General features: G+C 57.1%; 26 protein-coding genes and 1 pseudogene. 23 read left to right on the forward strand and 4 right to left on the reverse strand.

Features of this window, described 5'->3' with window-relative positions; genetic code table 11:
* Positions 1 to 5 precede the first annotated feature (5 nt).
* Both JN756_RS21330 and JN756_RS21335 read left to right on the forward strand, forming a co-directional pair.
* Positions 6 to 1,558 (forward strand): IS3-like element ISPpu4 family transposase gene (locus JN756_RS21330; protein WP_250690811.1). Its coding sequence is split into 2 segments (ribosomal slippage): positions 6 to 468 and positions 468 to 1,558, totalling 1,554 coding nucleotides; the frame shifts between segments, so codons are not numbered across the junction.
* Positions 1,559 to 1,759: 201 nt separating this feature from the next.
* Positions 1,760 to 2,869, forward strand: a complete 1,110-nt coding sequence (locus JN756_RS21335) for a sigma-54 interaction domain-containing protein (RefSeq protein ID WP_201021296.1) — start codon at positions 1,760 to 1,762, stop codon at positions 2,867 to 2,869.
* 355 nt (positions 2,870 to 3,224) lie between these two features.
* Here the strand turns inward: JN756_RS21335 and tnpC are convergent, their stop codons facing one another.
* The 4 genes and pseudogenes from tnpC to JN756_RS21355 all read right to left on the reverse strand — a co-directional run.
* Positions 3,225 to 4,772, reverse strand: coding sequence for an IS66 family transposase (gene tnpC / locus JN756_RS21340; RefSeq protein WP_201021297.1), 1,548 nt, complete (start codon positions 4,770 to 4,772; stop codon positions 3,225 to 3,227).
* Between the two features lie 81 nt (positions 4,773 to 4,853).
* Positions 4,854 to 5,189 (reverse strand): IS66 family insertion sequence element accessory protein TnpB, encoded by a 336-nt coding sequence (gene tnpB / locus JN756_RS21345; protein WP_236255050.1) that lies wholly within the window; start codon positions 5,187 to 5,189, stop codon positions 4,854 to 4,856.
* Positions 5,186 to 5,518 carry an IS66-like element accessory protein TnpA gene (gene tnpA, locus JN756_RS21350; RefSeq protein ID WP_236255051.1) on the reverse strand — a complete coding sequence of 111 codons (333 nt, stop codon included), beginning with the start codon at positions 5,516 to 5,518 and terminating at the stop codon, positions 5,186 to 5,188. The genes tnpB and tnpA overlap by 4 nt, the downstream gene beginning before the upstream one ends.
* Positions 5,519 to 5,616: 98 nt before the next feature.
* Positions 5,617 to 5,805: pseudogene (locus JN756_RS21355) on the reverse strand (transposase); the annotation flags it as partial.
* A gap of 207 nt (positions 5,806 to 6,012) precedes the next feature.
* On the opposite strand from JN756_RS21355, the gene JN756_RS21360 reads away from it, so the two are divergent.
* The 21 genes from JN756_RS21360 (at position 6,013) to JN756_RS21460 (ending at position 22,415) form a co-directional block, all read left to right on the forward strand.
* On the forward strand, positions 6,013 to 6,768 hold the full coding sequence (locus tag JN756_RS21360) for a hypothetical protein (protein WP_201021299.1): 756 nt from the start codon (positions 6,013 to 6,015) through the stop codon (positions 6,766 to 6,768).
* Positions 6,769 to 6,879: 111 nt separating this feature from the next.
* The gene (locus JN756_RS21365; RefSeq protein ID WP_201021300.1) at positions 6,880 to 7,110 is read left to right on the forward strand and encodes an AlpA family transcriptional regulator; all 231 of its coding nucleotides are present in this window, start codon (positions 6,880 to 6,882) and stop codon (positions 7,108 to 7,110) included.
* 4 nt (positions 7,111 to 7,114) lie between these two features.
* Positions 7,115 to 7,957 (forward strand): ParA family protein, encoded by an 843-nt coding sequence (locus JN756_RS21370; protein WP_201021301.1) that lies wholly within the window; start codon positions 7,115 to 7,117, stop codon positions 7,955 to 7,957.
* A gap of 85 nt (positions 7,958 to 8,042) precedes the next feature.
* A complete protein-coding gene (locus JN756_RS21375) occupies positions 8,043 to 8,252 on the forward strand; it encodes a hypothetical protein (protein WP_046481915.1) in 210 nt (69 codons plus the stop codon).
* A 14-nt stretch (positions 8,253 to 8,266) separates the two neighbouring features.
* Positions 8,267 to 9,895, forward strand: a complete 1,629-nt coding sequence (locus tag JN756_RS21380) for a ParB family protein (protein WP_046481912.1) — start codon at positions 8,267 to 8,269, stop codon at positions 9,893 to 9,895.
* The gene (locus tag JN756_RS21385) at positions 9,892 to 10,440 is read left to right on the forward strand and encodes a DUF2857 domain-containing protein (protein WP_046481910.1); all 549 of its coding nucleotides are present in this window, start codon (positions 9,892 to 9,894) and stop codon (positions 10,438 to 10,440) included. Before JN756_RS21380 ends, JN756_RS21385 begins: the two co-directional genes overlap by 4 nt.
* On the forward strand, positions 10,437 to 11,627 hold the full coding sequence (locus tag JN756_RS21390; RefSeq protein WP_201021303.1) for an STY4528 family pathogenicity island replication protein: 1,191 nt from the start codon (positions 10,437 to 10,439) through the stop codon (positions 11,625 to 11,627). The genes JN756_RS21385 and JN756_RS21390 overlap by 4 nt, the downstream gene beginning before the upstream one ends.
* 242 nt (positions 11,628 to 11,869) lie before the next feature.
* Positions 11,870 to 12,625 carry a PFL_4669 family integrating conjugative element protein gene (locus JN756_RS21395; RefSeq protein ID WP_201021304.1) on the forward strand — a complete coding sequence of 252 codons (756 nt, stop codon included), beginning with the start codon at positions 11,870 to 11,872 and terminating at the stop codon, positions 12,623 to 12,625.
* A complete protein-coding gene (locus JN756_RS21400) occupies positions 12,622 to 13,140 on the forward strand; it encodes a DUF3158 family protein (protein ID WP_201021305.1) in 519 nt (172 codons plus the stop codon). The genes JN756_RS21395 and JN756_RS21400 overlap by 4 nt, the downstream gene beginning before the upstream one ends.
* On the forward strand, positions 13,137 to 13,607 hold the full coding sequence (locus tag JN756_RS21405; RefSeq protein ID WP_201021306.1) for a single-stranded DNA-binding protein: 471 nt from the start codon (positions 13,137 to 13,139) through the stop codon (positions 13,605 to 13,607). Before JN756_RS21400 ends, JN756_RS21405 begins: the two co-directional genes overlap by 4 nt.
* A gap of 226 nt (positions 13,608 to 13,833) precedes the next feature.
* Positions 13,834 to 15,801, forward strand: coding sequence for a DNA topoisomerase III (locus tag JN756_RS21410; protein WP_201021307.1), 1,968 nt, complete (start codon positions 13,834 to 13,836; stop codon positions 15,799 to 15,801).
* A gap of 930 nt (positions 15,802 to 16,731) precedes the next feature.
* Positions 16,732 to 17,313 (forward strand): STY4534 family ICE replication protein, encoded by a 582-nt coding sequence (locus tag JN756_RS21415; protein WP_201021308.1) that lies wholly within the window; start codon positions 16,732 to 16,734, stop codon positions 17,311 to 17,313.
* A gap of 71 nt (positions 17,314 to 17,384) precedes the next feature.
* Positions 17,385 to 17,642, forward strand: coding sequence for a hypothetical protein (locus JN756_RS21420; protein ID WP_201021309.1), 258 nt, complete (start codon positions 17,385 to 17,387; stop codon positions 17,640 to 17,642).
* Positions 17,643 to 17,654: 12 nt separating this feature from the next.
* Positions 17,655 to 17,957, forward strand: a complete 303-nt coding sequence (locus tag JN756_RS21425) for a hypothetical protein (RefSeq protein WP_201021310.1) — start codon at positions 17,655 to 17,657, stop codon at positions 17,955 to 17,957.
* A gap of 74 nt (positions 17,958 to 18,031) precedes the next feature.
* A complete protein-coding gene (radC, locus tag JN756_RS21430; RefSeq protein WP_201021311.1) occupies positions 18,032 to 18,526 on the forward strand; it encodes a RadC family protein in 495 nt (164 codons plus the stop codon).
* Positions 18,527 to 18,574: 48 nt separating this feature from the next.
* Complete coding sequence (locus tag JN756_RS21435; protein WP_201021312.1) at positions 18,575 to 19,321, forward strand: DUF5983 family protein; 747 nt, start codon at positions 18,575 to 18,577, stop codon at positions 19,319 to 19,321.
* 109 nt (positions 19,322 to 19,430) lie between these two features.
* Positions 19,431 to 19,976 (forward strand): PFGI-1 class ICE element type IV pilus protein PilL2, encoded by a 546-nt coding sequence (gene pilL2 / locus JN756_RS21440; RefSeq protein ID WP_201021313.1) that lies wholly within the window; start codon positions 19,431 to 19,433, stop codon positions 19,974 to 19,976.
* Positions 19,973 to 20,644 (forward strand): chemotaxis protein, encoded by a 672-nt coding sequence (locus tag JN756_RS21445; RefSeq protein WP_201021314.1) that lies wholly within the window; start codon positions 19,973 to 19,975, stop codon positions 20,642 to 20,644. The genes pilL2 and JN756_RS21445 overlap by 4 nt, the downstream gene beginning before the upstream one ends.
* A 9-nt stretch (positions 20,645 to 20,653) precedes the next feature.
* Entirely contained in the window at positions 20,654 to 21,373 is a 720-nt protein-coding gene (locus JN756_RS21450; RefSeq protein ID WP_052743309.1) for a TIGR03759 family integrating conjugative element protein, read from the forward strand.
* Positions 21,355 to 21,903, forward strand: coding sequence for a lysozyme family protein (locus JN756_RS21455; RefSeq protein ID WP_201021315.1), 549 nt, complete (start codon positions 21,355 to 21,357; stop codon positions 21,901 to 21,903). Before JN756_RS21450 ends, JN756_RS21455 begins: the two co-directional genes overlap by 19 nt.
* Positions 21,900 to 22,415, forward strand: coding sequence for an integrating conjugative element protein (locus JN756_RS21460; protein WP_201021316.1), 516 nt, complete (start codon positions 21,900 to 21,902; stop codon positions 22,413 to 22,415). The genes JN756_RS21455 and JN756_RS21460 overlap by 4 nt, the downstream gene beginning before the upstream one ends.
* The last annotated feature ends 2 nt before the right edge of the window (positions 22,416 to 22,417 follow it).

Genomic DNA, 22,417 nt, shown 5'->3' on the forward strand with positions numbered 1-22,417 from the left:
CTGTAATGTCGAGCTATTCACCTGAGCGTAAAGCGGCCCTTATCAACAAATTGCTGCCGCCTCAAAACATGTCCGTGGCCGAGTTGTCGCGTCAAGAAGGCATCTCTCAAGCCACCCTGTATGCTTGGCGAACCAAGCTCAAAGCAGGAGGCGCAGTGGTGCCCGGAGATAAAAGCAGTGCCGATAACTGGTCGGCTGAAGCCAAGTTTGCAGCGGTGTTGCACACGGCCACGTTGAGCGAGATCGAGCTTAGCGAATACTGTCGCAGCAAGGGTTTGTACCCCGAGCAAATCGGCGCTTGGCGACAGGCCTGCATCAGTGGCCAGCTAACAGCCCAGGCACAGCGCCAGGCCGAGCGAGAACAGGCGCGCGCCGACAAAAAACGCATCGCCGAGTTGGAGCGTGAACTGCGGCGCAAGGACAAGGCGCTCGCAGAAACCGCCGCGATTCTGGTGCTGCGAAAAAAGATGAATGCCTTCTGGGGAAACGACAGCGAGGACGTCTGACCTCGCTGCCAGAACGGCAACAACTCGTTGAACGTTTTAACCAAGCCGTTGCTTCTGGTGCACGCAAAACTATTGCCAGCGCGGAGATCGGGCTGTCGCTGCGCAGCCTGCAACGCTGGGCGCTGACGCCTGTGATGCAGGCCGACGTGCGCACCACCACGTCACGTCCGCGACCACTTAATGCCCTGAGTGAACAGGAGCGTTGCGCTATTTTAGAGGTCTGCAACAGTCCGCCATTCGTCAGCCTGCCGCCCAGCCAGATCGTCCCGATACTGGCCGATCAAGGTCGTTATCTGGCCTCAGAGGCAACCTTTTACCGCGTCCTGAAGGAAGCTGATCAGCAGCACCGACGTGGCCGCAGCCATGCACCGCACAAGCATGCTGCGCCGACAACTCACAGCGCAACCACAGCCAATAAGGTCTGGTCTTGGGACATCACCTACTTGCCATCGCCAGTGCGTGGGAAGTACTACTATCTGTATTTGATCGAGGACATCTACAGCCGAAAGGCCGTGGGCTGGGAAGTTTACGAGCAAGAAAGTGGCGAGCTGGCGGCCGAACTGATGCAGCGCACCGTGCTCACCGAACGCTGCGCCGGACGGCCCTTAGTGCTGCACTCGGACAACGGTGCACCGATGAAATCGGTGACGTTGCTGAGCAAACTGTACGAACTCGGCATCACCCCGTCACGCGGACGACCACGGGTGAGTAACGATAATCCCTACTCAGAATCGCTGTTTAGAACCCTGAAATATTGCCCGCAATGGCCTCCTGGTGGTTTTGCAGATTTGGACGCGGCACGCAGCTGGGTGCGCGATTTTATCCGCTGGTACAACCACCAACACCGCCACAGCCGCATCCGCTTCGTGACCCCGGCGCAGCGTCATCGAGGAGATGATCAAGAGATCTTGGCCAAGCGTCATGCCCTGTATCAGCAAGCTCGTAATCAACATCCACATCGCTGGTCAGGTGCGACACGCAATTGGCAGCCCATCGGCGCGGTCACACTCAATCCGGAAAGGGAGTTACCGACACTGAAAATAGCCGCATAAAACACAGCTGACGCGACAACTACCTTGCAAAACGCCGCCCTTGGTTATGGGCCTTCCGGTGCTTCTCAATAAGCAGAGAGGGCGCTTGGCGGGCACGTTTTTATATTCGATAAAAGAATATATGCATAATAATTAAGAATTTTTTTATCTATGCGATTTTAGTGCATCATTCTCCAGCGCACTCTGCTTCAGGAATGTCTCATGCCACTGATTACCCATCCACATGCTCGTGAACTGACCAAGTCGGTGCGAGCTACCGTGCTGATTTTCAAGGACCCTCGCTCGCAGGAACTGCTCAATCGTATCGAGCGTCTGGCGCCCAGCGAAGCCAATGCCCTGATCATGGGTGAAACCGGCACAGGCAAGGAGTTGGTCGCGCGGCATATCCACAATCTAAGCCGCCGCAGCAAGGAGCCATTCGTCGCGGTCAATTGCGGCTCATTCCCCGAATCACTGGTGGAAAGCGAATTGTTCGGCCACGAAAAAGGGGCGTTCACCGGAGCCACCAGCACCAAGGCCGGCTGGTTCGAAGCGGCACGCGGCGGCACCCTGTTCCTGGATGAAATAGGCGACCTGCCGCTGAACATGCAAGTCAAACTGCTCAGGGTTCTACAGGAGCGCGAAGTGGTTCGGCTTGGCTCACGCACGCCCATCCCGATCAACGTGCGTCTGGTGGCGGCCACCAACGTCAACCTGGCTGACGCAGTGGTCGCCGGTAACTTTCGTGAAGATCTGTTCTACCGCCTGCATGTCGCGACCATCCGCCTGCCGCCGTTGCGCGAGCGCCCCGGCGATACCCTTCCGCTGGCCGAGTTCTTCCTTGAGGAACATAGCCAACGGCTTGGCTACAACCGCGCCACCCTGAGCCCGGCGGCTGAGAGCAAACTGCTGGCGCACGGTTGGCCGGGCAATATACGCGAACTGGAAAACGCCATTCATCACGCGCTGCTGGTCTGCCGCAATCAACTGGTACAACCCGAAGACCTGCACTTGGTCGACATGCGTTGCACCACAGGACGCCAACAGCACAACGCGATAGCAGTAGCAGTAGCAGTAGCAGACCCGAACCCGCAGCAGCCGGATCTGGAAAGTGTATTGACCACACTGTTCGAACAGAACATTCCCGATCTGTACGAACACATAGAGGAAACCATCTTTCGCACCGCCTACCGTTTCTGCCATGGCAACCAGTTGCAAACCGGGCGAATACTGGGGATAAGCAGAAACATCGTGCGGGCGCGGCTCGAGAAGATGGGTGAGCTGTCACCGGCGCCTTCAAGAATGCTGATTCAAAATCCCCCTCTCAAATAAGAGACCTACAGAACGTCTGACAGCGCTGGAAACCTCGTATGCAGCCCTAGGCACTCCAGCTCCCACTCCCACTCCCACTCCTCCGCAATTGTGACGCGTCGGGCTCGACGCCTTGATGTGGTGACGATCAAGATAGAAACATTCGCTCTAATCCGTTGCCTTGACCATGTACTCAATCACTTTCTTAGCATCGCCGAGCACCATCATGATTTTGTCCAGCTAGAACAGTGGTCTTACCCCTGAGATACGTCCCTCATAACCAGCGTCATGGGTTGCTTTGCTGAAGCTGCATAACCTGCCATATTTTTCCAACAGTCGACGGAAGGTATGCGTCCGGGCATCCCGTCTTGCGTAACTAAACGGGTTGCCATTTATGCGGCAGCAACTCGGAAATCTCACTCGCCCGCTGCGTCGGCAGGCGCGTGAGAACGTCCTTCAAATAGGTATACGGATCATGCCCGTTTAGCCGTGCTGATTGGATCAAACTCATGATCGCCGCCGCACGTTTTCCGCTACGCAGGGAGCCTGCAAAGAGCCAGTTTTTTCGACCCAGAGCCCATGGTCGGATTTGGTTTTCGGCCCAATTATTGTCTATGGGTACGGCCCCGTCATCGAGGTAACGCAACAGCGCCGCCCAGCGTTTTAGGCTGTAATCTAAAGCTCTGGCGATAGCCGAACCATCGTGCACGATCTGACGCTGGGCGATCATCCAGGCATGCAGGGCATCCATCACCGGCACGGCTTTTTCTTGCCGTCTCAGGCGGCGAAAATCAGGCTCTAGATCACGGACTTCACGCTCGACTTCATACAGCAGCTGGATGTATCGCAAGGCTTGTTCTGCCAGTTGGCTTTTGTGCGTGGCGTGCAATTCGAAAAACTTGCGCCGCGCATGGGCCATACAGCCGATCTCGGTCACGCCGAGTTCAAAACTGGCCTTGTAGCCGCCAAAATCGTCGCAGACCAACTTGCCTTTCCAGCCTTCCAGGAAGTTGCGGGCGTGTTCGCCTGCGCGGCTGGGGCTGAAGTCGTAAACGACCGCCGCCAAGTCCGAAAACTGGCTGGTAACGTAGGCCCAGACATAGGAGCGATGGGTTTTCTTTGCGCCGGGCGTGAGCATCTGTACCGGCGTTTCGTCGGCGTGGATCACGCCGTGTGCAAGAACGGCATCACGCAAGGCATCCACCAGCGGCTGCAACTGCACACCACAGTTGCCAACCCATTGCGCCAAGGTTGAGCGAGCGATGACCAGGCCAGCTCGACCAAAAATCGATTCCTGACGATAGAGCGGTAGATGGTCGGCGAACTTCGCAATCATGACATGGGCCAGCAGCCCTGCGGTCGGGATGCCCTTGTCGATAACGTGCGCCGGAACCGGTGCCTGGATCAGCGTTTCGCAGTCATCACAAACCCACTTGCCTCGGATGTGGCGTTCGACAGTGAACACGCCCGGCGTGTAGTCGAGTTTTTCGCTGACATCCTCGCCAATACGCTTGAGGGCGCAGCCACACTGGCAATGGCTATTGTCGGGTTCGTGATGGATCAGGGTGCGCTGGAACTCCGGCGGTAACGCTGTGCGCTTAGGCTTTTGCTTTGTTTCGGTAGGAACGGAAGGTGTTTGCAGTGCCTGAAGCTCAGCTTCAATCGCAGCGATATCGGTATCGATCAGATCGTCCAGCAAGCTGGCTTGTTGCGGATTTAACTGCTCGCTGCGCTTGGCAAACTTGAAACGTTTGAGCTGTGCAATCTCGTGGGTCAGCTTCTCGATCACCGTTTGGTTACGATGAATCTTTTTGCCCATTGCCTCGACTGCCTGATCGAGACTTTCGACACGCTGCATCAACTGCGCCGCCAAAGCACGCAGTTGTTCAGGGTTTAGTTGGTCGAGATTGGGGAGCGAATTCATACCGCCGATTTTGCCAGAACAGGCTAATACCGACGATAGATCCATCGGACAATTGCACGGCCCGACTGGCTATGGCGGGCGTTATAGGATGGAAATTGCGCCACTTGGCCCGACTCTTTGCCAAGGCAAACCCAGCACCAAAGCTTGCAACTGTTCCGCACCCAACTCCACCTGAGTACCGTGTCGAGAACCCGGCCAGACGAACTTGCCCTGGTGCAGACGGCGGGCCGCCAGCCAGATACCCAACCCGTCATGCACCAGCACTTTCATGCGATTGGCGCGGCGATTGGCAAACAAATAAGCACAGTGCGGCTGCGCCGCACCGAACACTGCCACCACTCGTGCCAGAGCAGTTTCGGTGCCGGCACGCATGTCCATGGGTTCGGTGGCGAGCCAGATTGAATCGATGCGGATCATCGCAACAGATCTCGAAGAAAAGTTGCACAGGCCGCTGCGTTTTCGGTTGGCCAGCTCACTTTGACGGTGCCACGCGGGTGTGGGATTTCGAGGCAAATAGTGGCTGGATTGATATCTGAGCGAGAGACGGGCGATTGTAGAGCCAGCGGAATGAAGGCTGGTTGCTTGGCAACACTTGTCTGCGATTGCAGTCGAATCCACTTATGGACGAGGTTTGCGTTGATGCCGTGGCTCAGTGCGACGCTGGCAATCGAAGCGCCGGGCTGGGCGCACTCTTGGATGACCTGGGCCTTGAAGGATTTGGAGTAAGAACGACGTGGTGGTTGCATGCGATACCCGCTTAAAAGGCTAGAACTGGTGTCCACTTCAATTTAGGTGGACACCATCGCCTTTGGCTCTGGGGTCAGGAAGATGTGTTGGCCGGACGCATACGACGGAAGTTGAGGATCGCGGTTTCATCCGGAATCCGATACAAATGCATCCCGGCAAACTGGCGCAGAATCGTGGTTTCGTAGAGGGACTCTTCCATCGCCGGGTCGCTGTAGCCGAACCAGTTTTGCATCAGATGAACCCGCGGCATGGCCATCAACGGATACGCCGGATGGTGGGCCCCACCCCATTGATTGCACTCGTCCGCTCGGGCTTGATTAGAGCTTTCCAATACATCAAAGTACTTGTAACATTTTTGAGAATCCACACTCATCCTCACCAAAAAATACAAAGCCTCGGCAAGCATTAGAGCGTAGAAAAAATGCCACCCACTTGATTTAAAAGAGGATATTGGCAAATAGAACCGACAGAAAATTCTTGAGGACTTTTCTTTATGGATGAAGAAATTGGCAATTATCCCCACGCTAAACTTTTTTATCGGCCTGAAGAAATAGCTTTTCGGTGGTGCCACCTAATGGCATTAGAACAGCAAATCTTGAGAGATGTTAGGCACTTACAGGGTTTTCCTAATCGAAAGTTTAAACAGTGGCCTTGCCTGGACCAAAAGCTAGAAATCCTGTGGGATGCTATTCGTAATAATGAGCTGTTGTACGGATCGCTGGGCATTACGGTGAAATCCGACGAAACGGTCGATCCTCGCTACCTCACCATTCGCCATACCGATTTGAAGCAATGGTTCAATCAGTACCATCCTTTGGACAAACCTGAATTTCTGTTTACCGACATAGAGAGACAAACCACCTCGGCTCTTACGATTGATATTTATCAGGCCTTGTTAATTGAACTAGAGGCGCTCAAAGCCCAACGAGACCGAAACCAACTTTTGCTAGAAGAGCTGAAGACCGAGCGAGAGAAGTTGCAGCAGGAAAATATCGCTTTGCTGTCACGCCTACGCACCACGAGCCCTCCCAGTGAGCGAAGCGAAAAAGCTTACTTGCGCCTTATTGGCGCATTTATTGACATCATGCTGGGGCACTCGCCTGGAGGTAACGCCTACTCCTCCTTCACGAGCCAAGCATCGATCATCTCTGTCCTTTTGGCCCACAATTCAGGAAAGCAGGGCTTCACGCAGCGAACCTTGGAGGATAAGTTCGCAGCGGCCAAACGCAGCGTCGCCGGATCAGAATGAAACCGAAAATTGCGAGCGCTGCTGTCGCATTTTGCGGTGTGAAACCGTGCCCGATCCTTTTTAATGCCTGTCACGTCCTAACCGTACCATCAGTGCCTAGGAGTGATCCGTATGCCCATTCAATTGCCAGCTTCCGAAGCTACTACCGCCCCCCAGATTGAACGCCACATCATGCGCCGCGACGAAGTGGAAAGGAAAACTGGCTTCAAGCGCGCGCATATCTACAACATGATGAAGGAAGGCCGGTTCCCGCAGGCAAAACGCATTGGACTGCGTGCTGTGGGTTGGGACTCGCTGGAGATCGAGCAGTGGGTCACCGAACGCTTGGCGCAGCAGGACTGATGCTATGCGTGTGGTATCGGTGGTTTCCACAAAGGGTGGCGTAGGCAAGACCACGGTAGCCGCCAATCTCGGCGGTCTTCTCGCGGATGCTGGACTGCGTGTACTGTTGCTGGACTTGGATAGCCAGCCTACCCTCTCCACCTATTACGCGATGCACCATGCGGCTCCTGCGGGTGTTTACGAACTGCTCGCACTCAACCTGACAGATCCTGCACAGGTGTTTTCCAATACCGCGATCACTGGACTCGATCTGATCCTCTCCAACGATGATCAGGGTCGACTGGGCACGTTGCTGCTGCATGCCCCTGATGGACGACTGCGGCTGCGCAATCTGCTCGATACCTTCCGCCCCAGTTATGAACTGCTTTTGATCGACACCCAAGGTGCGCGCAGCGTACTGCTGGAGATGGCCATTCTGGCCTCGGATATTGCCCTCTCCCCCATCACACCGGAAATGCTCGCTGCCCGCGAACTCCACCGCGGCACCTTGAAGCTGCTCAGTGAACTTGAACCATTCCGCCACCTAGGCATTACGCCGCCACCCTTGCGACTGCTACTGAACCAGGTAAATGGCAATCGAGTGGACACCCGGATGATCATCCGCAGCCTGCGCGAGAGCTTCGCCGAGGCTACCAATATCTCGGTGCTGGAAACCGTGATTCCGGACCGGGTGGCGTATCTCAATGCCGCCTCCCTCGGCCAGCCGGTCCACCGAATCGAGACTCGTCAGTCGTTTAGACGACGCACACCATCAGCGTTGGAAACCATGCAAGCGCTGGCCATCGAGCTGTTTCCTGAATGGCACGAAGCGATCTCGGCGGTGGACAAATGTGTGGAGGCTCGATGACACGGATCGCCAAGCCAGCGTTTCTCGCAAAGTCATTTTGTTTGATCGACCTGGATGCCAATAGCGTTTGGCAAGGAGTTTTTTGATGCTGGATCAGCGTCCCATCATCATTCAAAAGTCGGCTCGACCAGACCCGCCACCTTGCGAGGAGTACTGCACCGTGGTCTTTCGTCTGCAAGGCGGGCGCTCGGCCATGGGTTGGTTCTTCGCTGAACTCTCCCAACATTTCGAAGGTTCGGGGACTGTCGAGATCGTCAAGTTTGAGGTCGGTGATCATTTGCGCAGCCAGAGTTAACTGAGGTTTTTCAAATGAAGAAACCCAGCCAGGAGGATATCAACAGCAAGCTGCAGCAGGACCACTTTCCTCGGGGCCCGGAGCTGGAGCGGCTGTCCGATCCACTCACCGACACTCCCATGCTGGTCACTTTGGAGCAGTTGCGGCCCTATGAGCACAACCCGCGCTTCATCCGGAATCCGCTGTACGACGATATCAAGGCATCTATCCGTGAACGTGGTTTGGATCAATCGCCACCTATTACTCGCCGCCCAGGAGAAACCTATTTCATCATCCGCAACGGTGGCAATACTCGTTTGGCGATTCTCGGCGAGCTGTGGCAAGAAACCCGCGACGAACGCTTCTTTCGTATTCACTGCCTGTTCCGGCCATGGACCAATGAAATCAATGCTCTACTCGGCCATCTGGCCGAAAGCGATCTGCACGGCCAACTCACTTTCATCGAGCGTGCGCTGGCCGTGGCTAAACTCAAAGCCATGCTCGAACCGGATGGGACGATACTCTCGCAACGGGAACTGGCAAAACGCCTCGCGGCTGGGGGGTATCCGGTTTCGCAGTCACACATCAGCCGAATGCTCGACACCCTCGAATACCTACTACCTGCCATTCCGCAAACGCTGTATGCGGGATTGGGTAAGCCCCAGATCGAGCGTCTGATCAGTCTGCGTAGACAAGCAGAGCAAACCTGGAATCGCTATCCAACCGCCGCCCTTACGTTCCCAGAGTTCTGGCTCGATACCCTAGCCTACTTCGATGCCGAACTTGAGGCCTTCAACCTTGAACATATTCAGGATGAGCTGCTCGAGCGAATGAGTCGACTGCTCGGTCAGCCCTACCGTATGTTGGCCTTGGATATGAGCGATACCCAACACGCCATATCGACGCCTGGCGTTGTCGTCACCACGCCTTCAGAGAACAGCCATCTGCCGAGCGATGATGAAGCCGCGACTGGACCTCCACCCTCCGAGTTTAGGACCTCGGAGCACAAACTCCAGCCCATTTCTCACGAATCCCACTTCAAATCGACCGAGCCTGGAGCCCAGGTCAGACCGACGCCAGAAGAGCTGCCCAAACTGCCTGAAACGAATGTCGCATCAGCGGTCAGTCCTCTATCACGCGTACAGCAGATCCGCGAGCAGATCAATCGTGAGACGCTCACTGAAGCAGCACCGACCGTCGAAGCCTGCGCGATCGACGATATCTGGACCATCGCACCAGCGCTTGATACCCCAGAGCAACTGCGTTTAGCCATCGCCGCTCTGGCGCGGGAAATGGCGACGTATGCCGGACGTCCCGAGAGCATCATCAATCAGCAATATGGATTGGGTTTCACCCTCGATATGGAGCGACTGGATCTTGCAACATCGCGCGCGACCGGCGTTCATCTGCTGCTTTTAGCCCTGTTGCGCGCTCAAGACGAGGTGAACTGGGAAGATCGCAAACAACTGCCCTCAGCTTTGTTCGGCCAACTGTTGCTGGGGGTCTACCAACTCCCGCTGACGGATCGTCCGGTCATGGACGTGGGCCTGGAGCGACTACCCGACAGTCTATTACTCAAACTGTATCGCTTGATCCGCTTGGCCCGTCGTCTGATCGACTTAACGCTTATCCCTGAAGACGACTCACCGGAGGAACTGCCATGAGCCTGTCATTCAATGCGCTCAACCAGGCCATGCTGACCCAGGTACTGCATGAACTGCGCCTGGGTAATTTGCAGCGCTGCAAAGCGCTCGGACTGGGCGAGGAAGACATCTACTTGCTCCAATCCTTGCCGCCCAGCACGCTGTCGCGCCTGGCCCATGCCACCGTGTCCTGGGTCGAGATCAAGATCGACTCGCAGGTACTCCACCGGCTTATCGAACAAGCCGATCGTGACGAGCAGAACGAGCGCTTGATCAACCGAGCGCTCAAACTGGGTGCCAGCAGCACCATCATGTATCAATATTTCGGCTTGGCGCATTCGGAAACGGCCATGCGTCGGCGGCTGCTCAAAATAGAAACCCGCAAGGGGCGACCTCAGCACTTGAGCGAAGCGCAGGAGCATGCACTCTGGCAGCGCTGGTGTCAGCTGCGCGCGCAAGACGGTACCGAGGATCAGCTCGATGCCATGATGATGCTGGCGGAGGAGCAACAGATCAGCTTGACCATCGTTTGGCAGCAGATCGACCAGTACAGCAACGGAACATGAACACTGCCCCTTCCAATCGCTGGCAGCGCGTTTTACTCCAGTGTACCCAGCAGATGAGTGACCGCTGGCCCACTCACCCTACTGCTGAAAAACCCTCCAACCAGGCTCTGCAGGCTGGCTTTCTGTTCAGCGGTCAATCACACGAAGTCGTACCGCGGCGCTTGCTGCTGGATCATCGACTGACGCCGCTGGAGCGAAACGCTTGGCAGGTGTTTCGACTCATGCTGCAAGGCCAGGGCGTGGTCGCACCGCGCTATGAGGACCTGCAGCCCTACCTGTCGAGCGTGCCCTACGGTGCATCAGCCTCCCGTGAAACCATTGCTCGCGTCTTGACCATGCTCAGATTGACGCGCTGGCTCAGCTTGGTGAGTCGTGGCCGAGACCAGCTCAGCGGGCGCCTACAAGGTTCTCTGTACGTCCTGCACGATGAGCCGTTAACCCCCGCCGAAGCCATAGAACTGGATCAGGATTACCTGGAGCTGGTCGGACATGCCCTCGGTCATGCCACCAAGGTGGTGCGCGTAGTTGCCCAGCACGTTGTGGAAGAAATTCGTCAAGACACGCATATCGATGTCGGTCGACTACCATCGCGGCTCGATAGTTGGGGGGAACACTGGACGCAGCAAGGATTGGATCTGACAACCAATGACGCTTTACACGACTCCGAACTGGGTGGTGATCACCTAGTTCGGAATCGTGCAGTCCCTGGTTCGGATTCCGAACCGGGCCTGAACACTAGGATTTCCGGCACCGTTCGGAATCCGAACGCCGCCTGTACTGTATTAAAAGAAAGTATTTGTACAGTACCGCGCGCGACCCCAGCGGTGGATAACCTGCACTGGCCCGATCCGTTGCACCTGAGTCCAAGCGAACGGCAGGCCGTCGCCGTGGCGTTGAACAAGCTCAAGCCGAAAGATCGGCAGGCGGTGCTCAACGAAGCCGGTGCACGCTGCGCGGCCGGCAGTATCCGCAAGCCAGCGGCCTATCTAATGGGCTTGGTCCAGCGTGCGCTCAAAGGCGACTTTCATCCGTGGGCAGGTCTGACAGAACCGTCACCTATTGCGGAGCCTCCCCCTCCAGCACCCTCACGCCCGGCCCAAAAACAGGGCGAACCTGCATCCGCCCTCGCACAAGCGTGCCTGAGTGAGCTACGCCAACTGCGCGGCAAACGCCCTGGACGTCAGTAGATTTGATGCCAGTGGCATCAAATCTACTGAGTTCTAATGTGAGATCAAAAAGGTACGAACCTATGCAAGCCGAACAGCATTTCCATAGCTATCCATGAAAATGATGCAGCTGGCATCACCCTTCCCCCTACAAAGGTTGCACCGACCGAACCAAACCGAACAGACAGCATTCAGCTTTTTGACTGCCCTCGACCATCATCTGTCGCAACGTTTTCGCCCAAGCCTTATGCGAGGACAACACCGTGGCCGATCATTATCAACTCAACCTGGGTTCATTGCGCAGCAGCATCACCCTGACCCTGCACACTCACCACGCTGCCCGCATCTGGCAAGGTCGGACGGCACGCGAAGGTGTCCATTCGATCATGGGCATGGCCGGCTACATCAGCGTCACCAACCTGATCAAACAAATGGCTGCGCAAGACGACCCCTATGCCGACTGGGCCATGGTGCAACTCGAAGAAAAACTGATGCAGGCCAAGGCTGGGATGCTGGACCTGACCCAACAGTTGGATCGGATCAGACAGGACCTGCCGACACAGATCGACATGAGCGACAACCTCAACATCCACCCGGTGACCTTGCCGTTGTACATCGGCAGCCAGTTGGGTTTTCTGGCGGTCTACCTGCTGACCGACTACGACACCCTGGTGCGCCGTACCCTACTGGCCCATCACACCGCCCTGATCGGCCGCATCGACATGGAGGCCTGGATCGACGACGGCGCCCATCTGCTGCGCAGTCTGTTCGGTCAGGCACAGCGCTATCGTCATGCCGGTGTCACGCGCGATGACATGGCGGCAAACAATGCCCGTGCCTGTGCGGCAGTCGAAAAGTTCGGTGTGCCTCCGCAGGACATCCTCACGGGTATTCGTCGCTCCCAGTTCGCACCGCCGATCATTCGTCATGGTGCTGTGCCAGTGGATGACGCTGACGCATTGGCAGAGGAAGCGGGAGAATCGTCTGTGACTGTGGATGAGCCGGAGGACGAAGCGTGAATCCCCTGACCCCGGCTCAACCGATGCCCCTTGATGCGTTGACACCGGATGCCTATCGACAGCTTGAACACGCTGCCTCCCTAAAAGGCCTTTTAAAGCCCTTTAAGGGTAAGGGAGAGTTGGAGCACCTGGCGCAGGTGGCGAGGGAAATCGAGGCGCAGTTATGTCGCCTGATGGAGACCGTCGTGCAGCAGGTCGGACGACCACCTTACTCGCTGCTGGATATTCAATTGGTACTACAGAACACCCGCGCTGGCAGCACCTTCCTGCGTTGGCGTACCCGTGACTTCGCCCACATGGGCGTTGCGGTCTGGGAGCGGCAGATCTGCAACAAAGCCCTGTCACAGACCATACGCGAAGGACTGCACCGTTTTGAAGGCGACCGCATTGCACTGAATCTGCAGATGAGCGTCGTGCATTCGCTCTACCGCCAGGCCACGACCTGCGCGATCAAAATGGCCAGTGCCGAACGGTTACTGCGCCAACTCACAACCGCAGTGGAGGTATTAGGATGAGCACTTTTTTCGTTGGCGAAGGCAACATCGGCAGTGCGCCAGAGTTCCAGGAGTTTCCATCAGGCAATGACGAGCCACGGCGTTTGCTGCGGCTGAATGTGTACTTCGACAACCCCGTGCCACGCGATGGCAGCTATGAAGATCGAGGAGGCTATTGGGCGCCGGTTGAGCTCTGGCACCGCGAGGCTGAACACTGGAGCACGCTGTACCAGAAAGGTATGCGTGTGTTGGTCGAAGGCCGCACAGTGCGCGACGAATGGGAGGACAGCGAAGACAATGCGAGGGTGACCTTCAAGATCGAGGCCCGTCGAGTCGGCATTCTGCCTCACCGGGTGCACAGCGTGGTCATGCGGGAACGATCCAGTGAATCGGCGACATCTGCGACACACGTCGGGCAAAGTACAGAACAGGCCAGTTCACCTGCGTCGAAACCCAAAAAGCGTAGAGGGCCGCCACCTTCGGAATGACGAGCATTAGGCATAGAAAATGCGCCTTTGCGCGAAGTTGCTGGCCTGTCATTACTCACTGCTCGTGAGGATCCACACTGTCGTCCACGCTACAACGGGGTAGCAACCTCGGACTCTTCAAGCCTGCCCTTACGGACTAATATGAGGAACCTGCAATTCAGGTTTCTCATATCTCGCAACTGCTGTTTCCAACGACTCTGCTCCGGACCCCATCCGGAGCAGTTCTATGCGCCTCTTCCTCTGCGAGAAACCGTCCCAAGGTCGAGACATCGCCAAGGTACTCGAGGCCACTAGACGTGGTGATGGTTGCCTGATCGGCACAGAGACAACCGTCACCTGGTGTATCGGCCACCTGCTGGAGACAGCACCGCCTGAAGCCTATGGCGAACAATTCAAGAGTTGGTCGTTGGATCATCTACCGATCATTCCCGCGCAGTGGCAGGTTGAGGTCAAACCCAAGACTGCGGCACAGTTCAAAGTCATCAAGCGCCTGCTCAGTGAAGCTACCACCGTCGTCATCGCCACCGACGCCGATCGCGAAGGTGAAATGATTGCCCGCGAGTTACTGGAACTCTGCAAGTATCGAGGACCCGTTCAGCGCCTCTGGTTGTCCGCACTCAACGAGGTGTCGATTCGCAAAGCACTGTCCTCGCTGAAGTCTGGTCAGGAGACCTTCTCGCTCTATCACTCAGCCCTGGCCCGCAGCCGTGCCGACTGGCTGATCGGCATGAACCTGAGTCGTTTGTTTACCCTCCTCGGCCAGCGGGCGGGCTACGACGGTGTATTGTCAGTTGGACGCGTCCAGACACCCACTTTACGTCTAGTGGTCGATCGGGATCGTGCGATTGCCAGCTTCGTCCCGATGCCCTACTGGGATGTGGATGTGCACTTGTCGTCGATGGGGCAGCGATTCATCGCGTCGTGGTTACCGCCAAGCGAGGGACGCGATGAGACGGGTCGTTGCCTGCAGCAGGCACTTGCCCGCCAGGCGGTCCAAAGAATTACTGATGGTCGCGCCGCCACGGTACTCTCGCTGCAGACTGAGCATTTCCGCGAAGCGTCGCCCCTGCCCTTCGACCTGAGCACGCTACAGGAAGTCTGCTCGCGCAAGCTGGGGCTTGGCGTTCAGGAAGTCCTGAACATCGCTCAAGCTCTGTATGAAACCCACAAAGCCACCACCTACCCGCGCAGTGATTGCCGCTATTTGCCGGAGAGTATGTTCGACGAGGTACCCGCAGTACTCGATGCGTTACTCAAAACGGATCCCGCGCTGCGGCCCGTATTCGGTAGACTTGACCGATCATTGCACTCCCGCGTATGGAACGATGCCAAGGTCACCGCTCATCACGGCATCATCCCCACCACCGAACCGGCGAGCCTGGCGCGGATGTCCGAACAAGAACGCAATATCTACGAGTTAATCCGTAGCCATTACCTCGTGCAATTTCTTCCGCATCATGAGTTTGATCGAACCCAGGTCGAACTGGAGTGTGGTGGACAGCAGTTGACCGCCGTTGGCAAACAGATCCTGGTCCAAGGCTGGAAAGGCCTATTCTACGACGCCGCCGAGGACGAAGATCCCGGTCAAAAGTCTCAGGTATTACCGGTATTGCAACAGGGCACGCCGTGCGCAGTGAGCGACGCCGAACTCAAGGCCATGCGGACCACCACACCCAAACCACTCACCGAGGGTGATCTGATCAAGGCCATGAAAAATGTGGCCAAGCTGGTCAACGACCCACGCCTGAAACAAAAACTGCGGGACACCACCGGCATCGGCACCGAAGCCACGCGGGCCAGCATCATCAAAGGTTTGATCGACCGTGGTTATTTGCTGAAGAAAAAACGTACTTTAATGGCCTCTGCGGCTGCCCATACCTTGATTGAGGCAGTACCTGCGGCGGTCGCAGATCCGGGTATGACCGCGATTTGGGAACAGGCCCTGGACGAAATCGAAGCGGGACGCCTGACCCTCGATGCATTCGTCGCCAAGCAGGCTGCTTGGATTGTGCAATTGGTCGAACATTGCGGGACGCTCACGTTGGCAGTGCCTGTCGAAACCGGCCCGGCCTGCCCTGTTTGCAACGCCTCAATGCTCAAACGTAAGGGAAAATCAGGGCTGTTCTGGTCTTGTTCCCAGTACCCGACCTGCAAGGGAACTTTGCCCGTCAGAAAAGAGACACATCGCAAATGATGCACCGCCTATAAGTCAGGATCGATCTTGGGAAAACGGTTGAAAGATTGGCCGCACATCTGGAGTTGTGCCGTTGACTTGACGCTGTCACGCCCCCTCTGCTGTAGTACCTCCGGTTCATCGCCAATGGCGACCCAAGACCGATTAGCTCCGGGCAGCTCGGTCGGACTCTTAGAGTTCGGAGCCTTTTCCTCATTGGAGTAACTTTCCCACTTTGTGCGTGACCTGATCGTGGCAGCGGATGACCACTGTTGCCTCCTGCAGGCTATAGCGGTCATCCGCTTCGGCGATCGTATTCAGTCCCGGAGCCCGCCGGGGAAATACTGGGCACCCTTTGTGCGCGGATGCGTGCCAGCTTATTCCGACCTAGGCCACGACAAGGGTCGGTTGGCGAATCGTGACGCAGTGAATCCAGTTTTGCGAGGAGCTTTTCGACTGCGCAAGACCGTCAAAGGTGGCTTTTCTGTTCCTCGCCTGGCGCCCTGTCAGGCCGACTCTTCATTTTTTCTTTCCAGTGATAGCCACTGTATTCCAGGCGTAAAAAATCGGGAGGAAGCGCCTTGACGCTCTCCTTTGACAGGCTTATACAAAAGGCGTGGTTCGCTGTCGTTGACAGCCCAGCCCAGGTAGCTTGAACCTTCAAGGCTACGCCACGCTCGTGGTGGTTTACCCAAGTGCGATCAGCGTTCGGAAGCTCGCACGGTTACCGCTTCAGCGGTAATGAATGCCTACTACCCCAGGTCTGCGGCCCACTACTGCGGACCCTCTTTTACTTTACCGCTATTCCCCCAGAAGCATCGACCTGATCGTCATCGGCTTGCCGGTAGCGGGAAGTTCGTCGTTCACCTTTACCTTACCCACCCTGACGGGGGCTCACTTCCCGTCTAGGGGTTGTGCGTCTCCGTTTCCCCTTGAAACAGGAGAATTACCATGGCCCACGCCAACCAACCCCAAGAAGCGTCCACCTACTTCAATCTGCACACCGTCGGTATCGGCTACCTCAACCGTGTTCGTGAAGTACAAGTCCGCCGCGGCCAGCCGTTCATGGCCTGCGATATCGCCGCCCTGCACGGTGCCACCGATGCGGTGGAATACACCCGCTTCGACTGCAAAGTTGCGGGGGGTGAAGCTGAACGTTTGATCCGACTCTATGCGGATGCCGTCCAGGCCGAGAAAAAGGTCTTGGTGTCATTTCGCATTGGGGACTTGTGGATCGATCCCTTCCTCTACACCAAAGGTGAAAAACAGGGCCAACCCGGTGCAAGCCTAAAAGGCCGTTTGCTGTTCATCGACTGGATCAAGGTCAACGGCACGTTCGAATACAAAGCGCCCGCCAAGCAGGAAGCAACAGCGCCTACTGAGCAAGCGCCGAATGATGAGCCATGCCCAACGTCGGCTGATGCCGAAACCGAGGAGCGCAAAACCCCAACAGAGGCTCGGGTCGAACCTGAATCTCCACCCACTCCCCGCACGGCTCGCCGTGACGCCACCCGTACCGTTCAGTCCGTCTGAACAGTCCGCGATGTTCCTCAGCAAGGCGCTCCGTCGAGCGCCTTTTCTTCACTCAGAATAGGAGACCCCTCATGGAATCCTTCTGGCTTTGCGACGACTGCCTGTTCGCCTCGGCCTACGAGGACTACAGCACACTGTCGCTCTACTACACGACGGAAGAGGTCGACAAACGCATCGCCACTCTTCGTGAAAGATTAGTGCGACTGATGCCCATCAGTGCTGACTTCGACGCCGAGACAAGGTTGGGCATACACAGCTTTTCCCAAACATCCTGCGACGGTTGTGGCTCCTGCCTGGTGGGCCAACGGCACCGATTCACTCAATTGTAAAAGGAGCCTCTCATGAACAGCGACTTTACCGATTCACCCTTCGCCAAGCATGGAGACCTTCTGCTGCAGCATGACTACAGCGTCGTCCAACGGTTGTCGCTCTGCGTCTTGAGCCTCTACAACGGTGAGGAGTGGAAATGCAGACTGGACTGGATTGCCAGCTTCGATACCAAGCACCTGCAGATCCTCATGGACATGTTGGCGAGCTACAACCGTTACGGAGAAAACGATCCGTACTTCATGGACCTGGGACGCAAGCTCTGGGATCGATACGAGCCGACTCGGCGTAAACGCAGATCACGCCGAACGCACTGACTCAACCACTCATCCACCTTGGGGATACCACTCCCCAAGGGTGTGTACCCCGCTTTCACTATGGAGGTACCACCATGAACATCCAGCTCACGCTGATTGAAACACCACACATCGAGGCCGAACGTATTGCCCAAGAAAATCGGGTGATTGGCGAGGCCCTGACGATTCTTGATCGCAGGCTGTTCACGCAAGGGCCTGAACTCACCGCGCCTGACGCAGTGGTCGATTACCTGAAACTGCACCTTGCCCAGCAAGAGCATGAGGTATTCGCAGTGATGTTTCTCGATGCCAAGCACCGTGTACTGCAGTTCGAAGAACTGTTCTACGGCAGCATCGATGGCACCAGGGTCTATCCAAGACAGGTCGTCAAGCGCGCACTGGCCCATAACGCCGCAGCTGTCATTCTGGCCCATAACCATCCCTCAGGATGCTCTGAACCCAGCCAGGCGGACCGTGTCTTGACCGCACGGCTAACAGAGGCCCTGGCATTGGTTGAAGTCCGCGTGCTCGACCACTTCATTGTTGGCGCCGGCCGACCTCTTTCCTTCGCCGAATACGGCTGGCTCTAACCCTCACAGGCGCTCTCGGGCGCCTTGTTTCTTTTCCGGAGAAGCGTCATGAACTCAACACTTCGAGCTCCAGCCCAGCAGCCCGACTTAAACCCATTTGTTCGCGGTTACGAACGACTGCATATCGAACGGCTGTTGCTAATCACCTATGAAGATGATTGTCCACCTTGCTACCGACCACTGCATGACTCACAAACTGACCTGTCCGACGATGAGGTGCAGTTGTTCCCCTGTCTCTTCAACGACGATTTTGCCTTGATCAACGAAGGGCACTCCGTCCCTGAGGATCTGGCGGAACACTGCCCTTGCACTGGACTGATTCGGCAGGTGATCTACGCCGTGATCGGCGAAACACTCAATGAGCGGCATCACGTCGGCGATCTGTACTCCATGGAGCAAGCCCAAACGCTGATAGAGCGCTTGAACTTCGAGACCGGACACTACAGTCGGGCGTGGGAGATCAGTACGGTACACCTCCCTGACGACGCGTTGCACTACTTGGAAAGCCGAGTTGGCAATTTCGCGTCCAGGCCAACGGGGCTGCTGTTCGAACCCTTTGCCCTGCCAGACTGCAACGGCGTTGGGTGCAAGCTGATCGGCACACCCTGGACCGACGATAGTTTGCTGAACATCGAGGACCGTCCTTACTCATCCCTGAGGCAAGAACAACTCGATGCTGGCACACCTGCAGCGTTGGTCGAAGTGCTGTACCTCGCGGCATTGGCAGATGTGCGATTACTGATTTTCGATCCCGACGCCGCCGTCTTGGCTGGGCTTACGGTATTCGATGAATGACGACATGACACCATCGGTTTTAAACGACCTTTCGTGAGTCGACTTTTACACTGATGTGCCCATCTCCTCATGCCAGATTCTGCACTGAATCTGGCATGAGGTTTTTTCCATGGATCGTCGTCTCGTTTCGGTCTGCCTGCTGGGCCTATTGACCGCCTGCACCACCCAGTCTCCCAAATCATTGCCCCCTTCCATGGCGATCAGCAGCACGCCGTCGAGTCAACTCCAGACCTTGGGACCGATGGCGGAAGACAATCTCCAGCCCGAGATTCGTTATGGCCGCTACACGTTGGTCAGCACCGCGCCCACCCCGGAGCAACGGAAGCTTCTCGCCCAGATCATCGACGTGAGCATCCCCTCCAACCTGAACCCCTCGGTGCAGGATGCCCTCCAGTACGTTTTGCAGCGCTCGGGTTATTCGCTCTGCCCAGTAACCCCGTCGGTGAAGATTCTTTTCACTCACCCCCTGCCGGCAGCCCATTACCGGCTTGGGCCGATCACCCTGCACGACGCGCTACAGGTGCTGGCCGGTCCGGCGTGGCAACTCACGGTTGATGAAGTCAGCCGCTCGATCTGCTTCGAACAGCAAAAAACAGCTATTGCCATCTCGCCGGTCATGCCTGCCCCGGCCCTCCAGTCGCAGGCGCGCCCATGAAAGCCTCGACATTTCAAACGTTCATCATTGGATTGCTTTGTCTGGCGGTCGCCGGGCTGAGCGGTGGCTTGTATAACCAGTATCAGCGCGTGTCCGGACTGCAGAGCACGACCACCCAACACCTACAAACGCTGGACTCCCTGCAACGTGATTCAAGCGCCCTCAAGGACGTACAGGAGAAACTGCAGTACGCGCTGAAAGACCTGAGGCAGATGGTCGATTCCGGTGAGCAACAGGCCAATACCCTCGATCCGATGCTGGATCAGTGGGCGCAAGAGATACAGAAACTGCGCGATGGTCTGGCAGCCCGTGCCACCGAGGCAGACATGACGGCGCTACGCGCACGCCTTGAGCACGTCGAGCAGCAGCTCCTGGACCTCAAGACCCAATTACCAATCCCACCACCGACGTCTTCCGCAGCCAAACCGAAACAGACGGCTCGCCCCAAACCTATCCCGCTCTCACCACCGTTCTCGGTGTTGAGTATCGAGTCCCGTGGTGGTGAGCGTTTTCTGGCGGTCGCACGTCATGACAGTCGCTCTCTCATGGATGTTCGGCTGCTGCATAACGGCGAGCAACTGGGAGCCTGGCACCTGAAAGTGCTGGAGCCGAACTCAGCCATCTTCGCGGTGGCCGATCAACCAGACCAGACCGTGCTACTCCCTTGAGAGGCGATCATGAACAGAGTGCTGCTGCCCGCCGTCTTCTGCCTCACGTCGATGTTTGCCATCGGCTCTGCGGTGGGTGATACCGCCACGGCTCAGTCACTGCCCCAGGACATACAGTCGATTCCTCTGGAACGCTCCCACACGACGCAAGCCGCGAACTGGGGGCTGACAGAGCAGGAGTGGTCACGCTTCGAGCAGATCCAAGCGGGTCCCCGTGGTTTCTGGAGCCCGAATCTCGATCCGTTGACTGCACTCGGGGTCGAAGCCGAGACCGATCAGGAACGCCAGCGTTACGCCGAATTGCAGGTAGCACTGGAAGCCAAACGGGCTGAGCGCGAACTGGCCTACCAGAGCGCCTACACCGCTGCCTGGGCCAAGCTGTTTCCCGGACTGCTCCCGATCCAGGGCATGACGTCCCCATCTCCGGCCAGCTCAGCGGTCTCCACTCGCCCAGCCTTGTTTGTAGAGGATCACTGCCCAGCGTGTAACGCCGAAGCGCAGCGCCTGCAAAGCAGTGGCGCGGAGTTCGATATCTACCTGGTGGGCAGCCAAGCTGAGGATGAACGCGTCCGCACCTGGGGTCGGCAAGCAGACATCGACCCAGCCAAGGTTCAAAGCCGGCAGATCACCCTGAACCATGACCGTGGTCGCTGGTTCAGTTTGGGCGCACCGGGGCCATTGCCCGCCACTTTCCAACAGGTGAACGGACAATGGCAACGCCTCGACTGAGTGGCCTTGCGCTCATGCTGACAATGCTCGCCGTCCAGGCAGACGAACTTCCGCCACCTGCCTACCAACTGGCGGCGCATGACGCCGACATCCCTTCTATGGTTCTGTTCGCGATTGCCCTGCAGGAAAGTGGTATCCGCGTCCGTGGTCGACTGCTGCCCTGGCCTTGGACCCTGAACATAGCCGGCACACCCTATCGCTTCACCACTCGCCAGGGCGCCTGTCACGCCTTGCTTCAGGCGCTCGCCCAGAATGACGCCACGCGGATCGATGCCGGCCTCGGACAAACCAATCTGGGCTACCACGGACAACGTTTTTCCAGCCCCTGCGAAGCCCTCGACCCCTACCGAAATCTTGCGGTCACTGCCGCGCTGTTGCATGAGCATCACGCCGCCACCGGTGATTGGGTGTCAGCTGCTGGACGCTACCACCGCCCGGCAGGAGGCGCGTCAGCCGCACGCTACCGCACCGGTTTTTCCCGGCAACTCGAACGGCTGCTAACGTCCTTAGAACAGGGCACACCACCATGAAACGAATACCCCTTACCTGGTATTTCATCCTGCTCTCGGCACCTTTCGCCCAAGCCGAACTGAGTACTGTCAAGGGGCTGGGCGACGATTTCACCCAGCCCTACCTTCGAGTGTCGGGAGTTCAAACGAATGACAGAGCTCAGGTTAACGGGCTTATTCATGCAGACCTGTCCGTGGTTGCCGATGAGGCCTGGATACTGCCCGTCAGCAGTTCTCGGCTGAGCCCCGGCCCGGTCACGCCTCGCTCCCTGAACATGCCTGGCCTGCACCCCTTCTTTCTGGTGGGTGACGATCCCCAGTCGCTGACTTGGCTGAGTCAACGCGCTGCTGAACTGCAGGAAATGGGTGCCGTCGGCCTAGCTATCGAAGTGGCCGATACCGAAGCCTTGGCCCGGATCCGAGCAGTAGCTCCGGGCGTCACCATCCTACCGGTCAACGGTAACGACATCGCCAGCCGCTTGCAGATCGAGCACTACCCCGTCTTGATCACCGCCACCTCGCTGGAACAGTGAGT

It is taken from the genome of Pseudomonas sp. Y39-6 (assembly GCF_023651955.1).
Lineage (GTDB): Bacteria > Pseudomonadota > Gammaproteobacteria > Pseudomonadales > Pseudomonadaceae > Aquipseudomonas > Aquipseudomonas veronii.

What these genes read in the sequence shown, in the direction of transcription:
- JN756_RS21335 (WP_201021296.1), top strand. Translation starts at nt 1,760, where the DNA reads ATGCCACTGATTACCCATCCACATGCTCGTGAACTGACCAAGTCGGTG.
- tnpC (WP_201021297.1), bottom strand. Translation starts at nt 4,772, where the DNA reads ATGAATTCGCTCCCCAATCTCGACCAACTAAACCCTGAACAACTGCGT.
- tnpB (WP_236255050.1), bottom strand. Translation starts at nt 5,189, where the DNA reads ATGATCCGCATCGATTCAATCTGGCTCGCCACCGAACCCATGGACATG.
- tnpA (WP_236255051.1), bottom strand. Translation starts at nt 5,518, where the DNA reads ATGCAACCACCACGTCGTTCTTACTCCAAATCCTTCAAGGCCCAGGTC.
- JN756_RS21360 (WP_201021299.1), top strand. Translation starts at nt 6,013, where the DNA reads ATGGATGAAGAAATTGGCAATTATCCCCACGCTAAACTTTTTTATCGG.
- JN756_RS21365 (WP_201021300.1), top strand. Translation starts at nt 6,880, where the DNA reads ATGCCCATTCAATTGCCAGCTTCCGAAGCTACTACCGCCCCCCAGATT.
- JN756_RS21370 (WP_201021301.1), top strand. Translation starts at nt 7,115, where the DNA reads ATGCGTGTGGTATCGGTGGTTTCCACAAAGGGTGGCGTAGGCAAGACC.
- JN756_RS21375 (WP_046481915.1), top strand. Translation starts at nt 8,043, where the DNA reads ATGCTGGATCAGCGTCCCATCATCATTCAAAAGTCGGCTCGACCAGAC.
- JN756_RS21380 (WP_046481912.1), top strand. Translation starts at nt 8,267, where the DNA reads ATGAAGAAACCCAGCCAGGAGGATATCAACAGCAAGCTGCAGCAGGAC.
- JN756_RS21385 (WP_046481910.1), top strand. Translation starts at nt 9,892, where the DNA reads ATGAGCCTGTCATTCAATGCGCTCAACCAGGCCATGCTGACCCAGGTA.
- JN756_RS21390 (WP_201021303.1), top strand. Translation starts at nt 10,437, where the DNA reads ATGAACACTGCCCCTTCCAATCGCTGGCAGCGCGTTTTACTCCAGTGT.
- JN756_RS21405 (WP_201021306.1), top strand. Translation starts at nt 13,137, where the DNA reads ATGAGCACTTTTTTCGTTGGCGAAGGCAACATCGGCAGTGCGCCAGAG.
- JN756_RS21410 (WP_201021307.1), top strand. Translation starts at nt 13,834, where the DNA reads ATGCGCCTCTTCCTCTGCGAGAAACCGTCCCAAGGTCGAGACATCGCC.
- JN756_RS21415 (WP_201021308.1), top strand. Translation starts at nt 16,732, where the DNA reads ATGGCCCACGCCAACCAACCCCAAGAAGCGTCCACCTACTTCAATCTG.
- JN756_RS21420 (WP_201021309.1), top strand. Translation starts at nt 17,385, where the DNA reads ATGGAATCCTTCTGGCTTTGCGACGACTGCCTGTTCGCCTCGGCCTAC.
- JN756_RS21425 (WP_201021310.1), top strand. Translation starts at nt 17,655, where the DNA reads ATGAACAGCGACTTTACCGATTCACCCTTCGCCAAGCATGGAGACCTT.
- radC (WP_201021311.1), top strand. Translation starts at nt 18,032, where the DNA reads ATGAACATCCAGCTCACGCTGATTGAAACACCACACATCGAGGCCGAA.
- JN756_RS21435 (WP_201021312.1), top strand. Translation starts at nt 18,575, where the DNA reads ATGAACTCAACACTTCGAGCTCCAGCCCAGCAGCCCGACTTAAACCCA.
- pilL2 (WP_201021313.1), top strand. Translation starts at nt 19,431, where the DNA reads ATGGATCGTCGTCTCGTTTCGGTCTGCCTGCTGGGCCTATTGACCGCC.
- JN756_RS21445 (WP_201021314.1), top strand. Translation starts at nt 19,973, where the DNA reads ATGAAAGCCTCGACATTTCAAACGTTCATCATTGGATTGCTTTGTCTG.
- JN756_RS21450 (WP_052743309.1), top strand. Translation starts at nt 20,654, where the DNA reads ATGAACAGAGTGCTGCTGCCCGCCGTCTTCTGCCTCACGTCGATGTTT.
- JN756_RS21455 (WP_201021315.1), top strand. Translation starts at nt 21,355, where the DNA reads ATGGCAACGCCTCGACTGAGTGGCCTTGCGCTCATGCTGACAATGCTC.
- JN756_RS21460 (WP_201021316.1), top strand. Translation starts at nt 21,900, where the DNA reads ATGAAACGAATACCCCTTACCTGGTATTTCATCCTGCTCTCGGCACCT.